The organism is Flavobacterium sp. (genome assembly GCF_036741995.1).
Lineage (GTDB): Bacteria > Bacteroidota > Bacteroidia > Flavobacteriales > Flavobacteriaceae > Flavobacterium.
The window spans coordinates 1-7625 of the sequence record NZ_DAINRG010000009.1 but is presented as its reverse complement, the minus strand read 5'-3'; the positions used below and the strand labels follow the sequence as shown (position 1 = coordinate 7625).

Sequence of the window (7625 nt, the reverse complement as noted above, 5' to 3'; positions counted from 1 at the left end):
CGCAGCGAAGCAAACTGTTGAACCCACCGCAAACCTCCTCGCAGCGAAGCAAACTGTTGAACCCACCGCAAACCTCCTCGCAGCGAAGCAAACTGTTGAACCCACCGCAAACCTCCTCGCAGCAAACCAATTTCATTTACAGTTCCATTATATCCTTTACCTCATTATACAAATCCAACCAGTTAGGATTCATGCTATTTATCAGTTGTTCCTTTTTGGCTCTATTACCACCTTTCAATTGCTTTTCACGTCCAATAGCATCACCAATCATTTGGAACTGCTCATAATATACCAACTTATTCAAATTGTACCGAGCCGAAAACGAGCCGTTATACCGTTTCTCTTTATGTTCCAAGATACGTTCAGGTAAATTAGAAGTAACTCCAATATACAAGGTAGTATTGTTTTTATTCGTGATAATGTATACAAATCCCGGTTTCATAATTAATCAGTCATTAAAAGTTACATAGTCATTGCGAGCGAAGCGAAGCAAACTGTTAAACCCTCCGTAAACCTCCTCGAAGCGAAGCAAACTGTTAAACCCTCCGTAAACCTCCTCGAAGCGAAGCAAACTGTTAAACCCACCGCAAACCTCCTCGAAGCGAAGCAATCTATCCCCTTAATCGCGTCATTGCGAGCAAAGCGAAGCAAACTGTTAAACCCTCTGCAAACATCTCGAGATTGCTTCATTCCTCGCAATGACAATACGTGGTTTTATGATAATAGTCACAACCAAACAAAAAGCACCCCTCTCAAGGTGCTTTCATCATGGTATTTATTTAGAAAATAGCTATGCCACTTTTTTACCCTTAGCACTTTCCGCTTCCATAACCGTACTAAACACCGTGCGTTCGGTGGCAGTAACCGCCACTATAGTTCTCACATCGGCATAACCCGACTTTTGCATCACTATGTTATACATGCCGCTAGCTAAGTCTTTAACCTCAAAGGCACCACTGCTAGTCGATTTTCGGGTAATGTCCGTATCCTCAATGATAACAGCCACTTTAGGCAACGGCAGCCCATCCGTATCGGTGATGAACCCCCTCAAAGCCACGGTTCGGTAACCCGGTCTTATAATTTTTCGGCTCGAAAAATAAGTAGCATAAAACTCAGGCTCACTAAACTGAAGCATCGTCACCAGTGCATCCATGTTTTTAAGCACCATATCACTGTCAGTAAACAAGCCATGCATTTCATTTGTCGCCTGTTTCCGTTCTACAATACCCGCTCTGGGCTTAGGAATATAAGCAGTATAATCGTTAATACTGTTCTCCAAAGTATCCAGCATAACTCCCGTAACGCCATAGTCTGTTAAATTCCCTACTAGGTCTTTTGCTCTGCCATAAATATACCGGCAGATATCCGCACATACCGTATCAGGGCGTCGGTACAAATTACTGATACGCTGATACATTTCCTCGCGCAGCACTACATCGTTAATGTTAATGGCATACGCTTTAACTCTTGTAGCTACATCAATAGCATTTTTAGTCATATCGAGTTTTAAATCATCCTTTACCATGCGATAACCTATCCGGTTAGTCGTTTGGCTTTCGCTTTTTGACCGTATTTCACTTACGGTAGTGGTAAAGGCACTGAGTTTATCAGCAAACTCAGGCATAATGGCTATAGTAGCCGCGGGTACAGTTGCCAAAAAATCTTCAACAACATAGTACATCGAGCGCTTACGCTCCTGTAATTGATTCATAATAATAGGTTTTAAAAAGTTTATAATCAATGATTTGGGTCGACCATCGTGCCAAAGTTATAAAAACATTTTCTTGCGAAACAAGCAAAAAATGTAAGTAAATACACTTTTATCATATTATCAACGATTCTTACATTTTACTTCAAAAAACGAATTGTAAGAATAATTTATTTATAAGATTTTACATTATTTTCAACAAAAGACAAAATTTATTGACAGCACAAACGACTATAAAGAACATCCTACAAAATTGTAAAACGATTTTTCACTAAAAAAACGTCGTGAAAATAGTTAACGTGTTAAAAATGAGTCCAATTATCGTCATTGCGAGCGCAGCGAAGCAAACTCTTGAATCCAAAACATAGTCATTGCGAGCACAGCGAAGCAAACTGTTGAATACCAAGCAGCTTAGCCAAGCAAAACCAATCGAGAAGCATAAAAAAAAGCGAAAGACTTTCGCCTCTCGCTCAATAGAACATAGCCTCTAGGAACTATTAGATTCTTTCTTATTTTTGATTCGTACTTATTACAAATCGGCGTTGGTCGATTGATTAATTAATGTTGATTTGTAATTTCTGCCATTAGTCCATATAAATAAAAATGTAGAATAACATTTACATTTGCACCTATTATAAAATTATCATAGTTTCCTTTAATCAATTTTGCAGTTAACTGAATTTCAGGTATTTTAATAGCTTTAAATTTTTCGCCATTATTTCTAATTACTTTTGCTTCAAATATTCTGACTTCTCCGGTTTGATCTTTCCATTGATAATGGAACTCAGGATTTAAGTTATTATATTTAGTTTGAATATTATTTAAAAATCTTTTACCTTCTGAATAATTATTATTGTATGATTCTGCAATAAAATTAAAAAAGTTGAATCTTAAAGGATTATCTTTTTCTAATTTTGAGTTATCACGACTTAATCTGAGTAATTTTATTCTAATATTAGGATTGTGTAGATTTCTACCATATATTTTGAATAAAAATTTTACTATTTCAAAATTACTTTGATAATTTTCCATTTCATTTAGGAAATCATCACATTTTTCAAAATTTCCTTTTTCAGAATAATAATTGAATAATAAAATACAAGAATAGGGTCTTAATCTATCATCTTGATATAAGTTTTCTAGATATGATTTATAGTCAATATTGTTTGTTATTTCTTTTAGATATTCAGCATATATTGTCTGTAAATTATCTATTTTAATTAAATTGTCGCTAACTGTTCTAAATGCCAAGTCTAATAGATCTTCAATTCGAATCTGTTTTTGCATATTGTCTTCTTCATCATGAACAATATTTTCTAATTCCCAAACAAGCATTTTAATGTAATCAACATAGCTAAATGCTGAAAAAGGATCCATAAGCTGTTTTGTTATAAACAACTCTGAAGCTTCTCTCAAATAAAATGAGCTATAATTCATTTCTTGTTCTTCTGCAAAGAATAATTTAGCTAATTCAAAATTTAAAACTGCACGTCTATGAATAAATCTATGATTACGATATTCCAAAAGAGATTCAGCATAAATAATTTCTTCTATTGCCTTTTTTAAAGATGCTTTTGTATTTCTTTTTTGTAAATTATATGCATAGTTTAATAAAAAATATGGGTCATCAGAAAGTTTAGTTAACGCAGCATCAAATAATTTATCAATTTGTGTATTACTATAATCTCCACTTTTTAAAAGTGCTTTTAATAAGTCATTTACTATATATGAATTAGTTTGCCCAGTTTCAACTTTTTTTAGCATTTGGACATAATAGTTAAACTGCTTATCTAAGTTGGGAATAAATCGAGTTACTAATTTTTCTGCAATCAATGGGTGTTTTGTTCTGAAGTATAAATCTGGTTGGGTCCCATGTGAATTCTTGATTTCTTGATATAAGATACCCTTACCTTCAGCTTTTATTATTTTGCTGGTAAATGATTCCCAGTCCATTGAAATACTGTGTTTCAGCCAAGTTGCGGGCATTAATAATTTGTATTTATGTAATAAAGCAGTATATAAAAATGCATCTTGAGCATTTTTTGATAATTGATTATAGCTACTTATTAAATCATTTTCATGATTGCCAGAAGTAATTGAGGCCATTAATGCAATGAATGAATCTGAATTATATTCTCGGATAATTTTGTTAATTAAATATTTTTTTTCCTCTGCATCTCTGAATTCTATTAGATTAGATTTTTTTAATTTTTCTAATAATTCGTCAATTTCATCATGCTCAAAATGTCCTGTAATTTTTAATTCATACGAATTTGTAATTGTCCTGGTTAATTTAAATTTTTCTAAAATATTTTCTCTTATTGGCACTAAAAAAAACACATTACAATCTTGAAACTGCTCAATACTTAAATCTCTTTGAATGTCTAAAAAACCTTTAAAATAGCTTTCTATTTCTACTTCGTCACAAAAAAATAAAAAGTTTTTAGACTTACAAGTCTTGACTAAATCTATAAGTAATTCTTTTTTGACTCTATTAAAATCAATTATTTCAAATGCGACAATATCGAGGTCAGGCAATTTTTCAAGCTCGTGGATTAACCTTAGTGCAAGTGTAGATTTACCAATTCCAAAATCTCCAGTAATAAAGAAGACTGGTAAGAATGTACCTTTTGGTTCTTGTAAAACGGTTTTAATTTTGCCTTTAAAGTCTTCAATAAATTTAGTTTTGATTACATCAGTACCTCTTTGAATTAAATTAAATGTTGGTTCTTCACCTCTAAAATAATCTTCATCTTTTACAAACCTATCTCTCAATTTAGAATTAAGTTGTTTTACAATGCCGTCAAGGTTTATTAGTAAATGTGGAGGAGTTGAAATTAAAAATTCATTACTATTAGAGATATATAACCCTTTTTTCTTTACAACAACATTAATTTGTTTTAAGTTCCATTCTTGATATTTAAGGAAAAAATCTTCAAAAGAACATTTTACTATACACACTTTATTCTTTGTGTAAAATGACAAGGCATTTTCATTAGGAAACGGGTCAACATTAATGATCCATCTTTTTTCACGAAAATTATATGAATCAAATTTTTCTAATATTTCTTTACCAAATTCATCAGAAAAGGAATATCCAATGCTTAGAAATGAAATTTCTGGACTTAAATTTTTTAAATCATTCAATACAATTTTATAAAATTGCTTGAGCTTATTAAAATCATCACTTGAAAATGCTAAAGGATATAGACTCTTGTCTTGAATACAACCATTTAATTTAATATATTTTACTTCAGTATTAGATTCTCTATAGTTATATTGATTTTTACTTCTTATTGTTTTTAATTCGTATTCCTTTTGAGAAGAATTTGTAATTGCATCAAAGGCACGTTCAACTAGCAAATCATAATTGGTTGTAATAATTTCACGCCATGGTATGCTTGCCATTATTTTGTGAGCTTCAGTTATATTTAGTTTTTGAATAATATTAGTAACAAAATTGTCAAAATCACCCCTGATAAATCTTTCGTCTGCAGATAATATATCAATCCATTTAGTTATATTTTTTTCATTTACACTAAACCCTAGCTTTGATTCATAAAATTCTATAAGCTCTTTACTTAAATACCTTTTTTCTCCAACTGAAGCCCCAGCCCCTAAAAAAAGAATCGTGTTTGATTCTTTTATTTTTAAAAATATTGAATTTAATTCTTCAGTTTGAGACTCTAAATCTAAAATATGTTCCATTTAAAATATGTAGTTTGTTTTTTTTACTAGATTATATGATATCACTTACTTCTTATTTGTTTGAACATAGTGATACTAAAATGATTTTCAAAAGTCGTAGCCATTTATTAGTTCACACAAAGTATAAAAAGCTCCCCACACCACCATAAAAACTCTTTTTTAAATCTACCAACCGTCAATAAGTCCGCTAAACGACAATAACACCCTTAACAATATCCATTACAGCCATAACAAAACTCATTACATGCCTAACAATATCCATTACAGCCATAACAATATCCATTACAGCCATAACAATGTCAATAACACACCTAACAATATCAATAACACCCTTAACAAAACTCATTACACGCCTAACAATATCCATTACAGCCATAACAAAAGTCATTACAGCCATAACAAACATCAAAATGTGAAAAAGTCAACGCATAACACAAAAAAGCCCCAACGGTCTTAACTCCGTCAGGGCTTTTCAAACTAACCTAACCTAAATTATGAAAAAAACTTACTCTACTAATTCACTTTGATTTCGAAACACCAACTGTCCATCAAAACTGTCTAACAGTATGATGCTGTCAGTAGTAACCTTACCCGCCAAGATCTCTTTCGAGAGTTGGTTGAGAACTTCTCTTTGAATTACTCGTTTTACCGGTCGGGCTCCGTATTGTGGGTCATAACCTTTCTCAGCCAAGTACTCAATGGCTTCCGGTGTGGCATCCATGGTAATGTTTTGGAGCGCCAGCATTTTGATAACGCTTTGCAATTGCAGTCCCACTATTTCTTTGATGTTGGCACTGGTTAGTGGCGCAAACATTACAATTTCGTCTATACGGTTGATGAACTCAGGGCGCACGGTTTGTTTTAACAAGCCCAGTACTTCCACCTTGGCGGCTTCGGTAGCAGCGTCTATGCTGCCTTTTAAGTTCTCAAACTTCTCCTGTATGATATGACTTCCTATGTTAGAGGTCATGATGATAATCGTGTTCTTAAAGTCGGCTACACGGCCTTTGTTGTCGGTCAATCTACCTTCGTCTAATACCTGCAATAAGATGTTGAACGTATCGGGGTGGGCTTTCTCAATCTCGTCTAATAAGACCACAGAGTACGGTTTTCTTCGCACGGCTTCGGTTAACTGCCCGCCTTCGTCATAACCCACATACCCAGGAGGAGCACCTACCAATCTACTCACGCTGTGGCGTTCCTGGTATTCACTCATATCAATACGCGTCATGGCGTTTTCATCGTCAAAAAGGTATTCCGCCAGGGCTTTCGCCAATTCGGTTTTACCCACACCGGTAGTCCCAAGGAATAGGAAGGAACCAATCGGTTTCTTCATGTCCTGCAATCCGGCACGGCTTCTTCGCACAGCATCACTCACGGCTTCAATAGCTTCTTCCTGACCTACCACGCGGTGGTGCAGTTCTTCTTCCAGGCGCAATAGCTTTTCTCTTTCGCCTTGCAGCATCTTCATCACCGGTATGCCGGTCCACTTAGCTACTACTTCGGCTATGTCTTCGCGGGTGACTTCTTCCTTAATCAAAGAAGTGCCCGACTGGTTTTCTATCAATTGTTGTTGCAAAGCATCTAAGCGTTCCTGACCCTCTTTGATTTTTCCGTAACGGATTTCGGCTACTTTACCATAGTCGCCATCGCGTTCGGCACGTTCGGCTTCCAGTTTAAAGTCTTCAATCTCCAACTTCACCGCCTGAATGTTATCTACTACATCTTTCTCTGATTTCCATTTGGTAAATATCTCGTTGCGTTCTTCTTTGAGGTTTGCCAAATCCATACCCAAGCCTTTGAGTTTGTTGGCATCATTCTCACGTTTGATGGCTTCGATTTCAATTTCCAACTGCATGATCTTTCTGTCCAATACATCGAGTTCTTCAGGTTTGGAGTTGATTTCCATACGCAGTTTAGAGGCCGCTTCGTCCATCAAGTCAATGGCTTTATCCGGCAGGAAACGATTGGTGATATACCGTTGCGATAACTCTACTGCCGCAATAATCGCGTCGTCTTTGATACGCACCTTATGGTGGGTTTCGTATTTCTCTTTAATCCCTCGCAGAATCGAGATGGCGCTTTCGGTATCCGGTTCGTCCACTGTAATCTTTTGAAAACGACGCTCTAAGGCTTTGTCTTTTTCGAAGTATTTTTGGTACTCGTCCAAGGTTGTTGCTCCAATGGCGCGCAGTTCTCCACGAGCCAA

General features: G+C 35.0%; 5 protein-coding genes. All 5 read right to left on the bottom strand.

Annotated elements, in window-relative coordinates; all coding sequences use genetic code 11:
* Positions 1-136: 136 nt before the first annotated feature.
* Positions 137-442: a GIY-YIG nuclease family protein gene (locus V7D82_RS04940; RefSeq protein ID WP_333599864.1), complete on the bottom strand. Its 306-nt coding sequence runs from the start codon at positions 440-442 to the stop codon at positions 137-139.
* Between the two features lie 348 nt (positions 443-790).
* A complete protein-coding gene (locus V7D82_RS04935) occupies positions 791-1711 on the bottom strand; it encodes a carboxypeptidase-like regulatory domain-containing protein (protein ID WP_333599863.1) in 921 nt (306 codons plus the stop codon).
* A 555-nt stretch (positions 1712-2266) separates the two neighbouring features.
* Positions 2267-5416, bottom strand: a complete 3150-nt coding sequence (locus tag V7D82_RS04930; RefSeq protein ID WP_333599862.1) for an SIR2 family protein — start codon at positions 5414-5416, stop codon at positions 2267-2269.
* Positions 5417-5603: 187 nt separating this feature from the next.
* Positions 5604-5813 carry a hypothetical protein gene (locus V7D82_RS04925; protein ID WP_333599861.1) on the bottom strand — a complete coding sequence of 70 codons (210 nt, stop codon included), beginning with the start codon at positions 5811-5813 and terminating at the stop codon, positions 5604-5606.
* A gap of 108 nt (positions 5814-5921) precedes the next feature.
* On the bottom strand, positions 5922-7625 hold a 1704-nt coding region (locus tag V7D82_RS04920; protein WP_333599860.1), incomplete at its 5' end, for an ATP-dependent Clp protease ATP-binding subunit.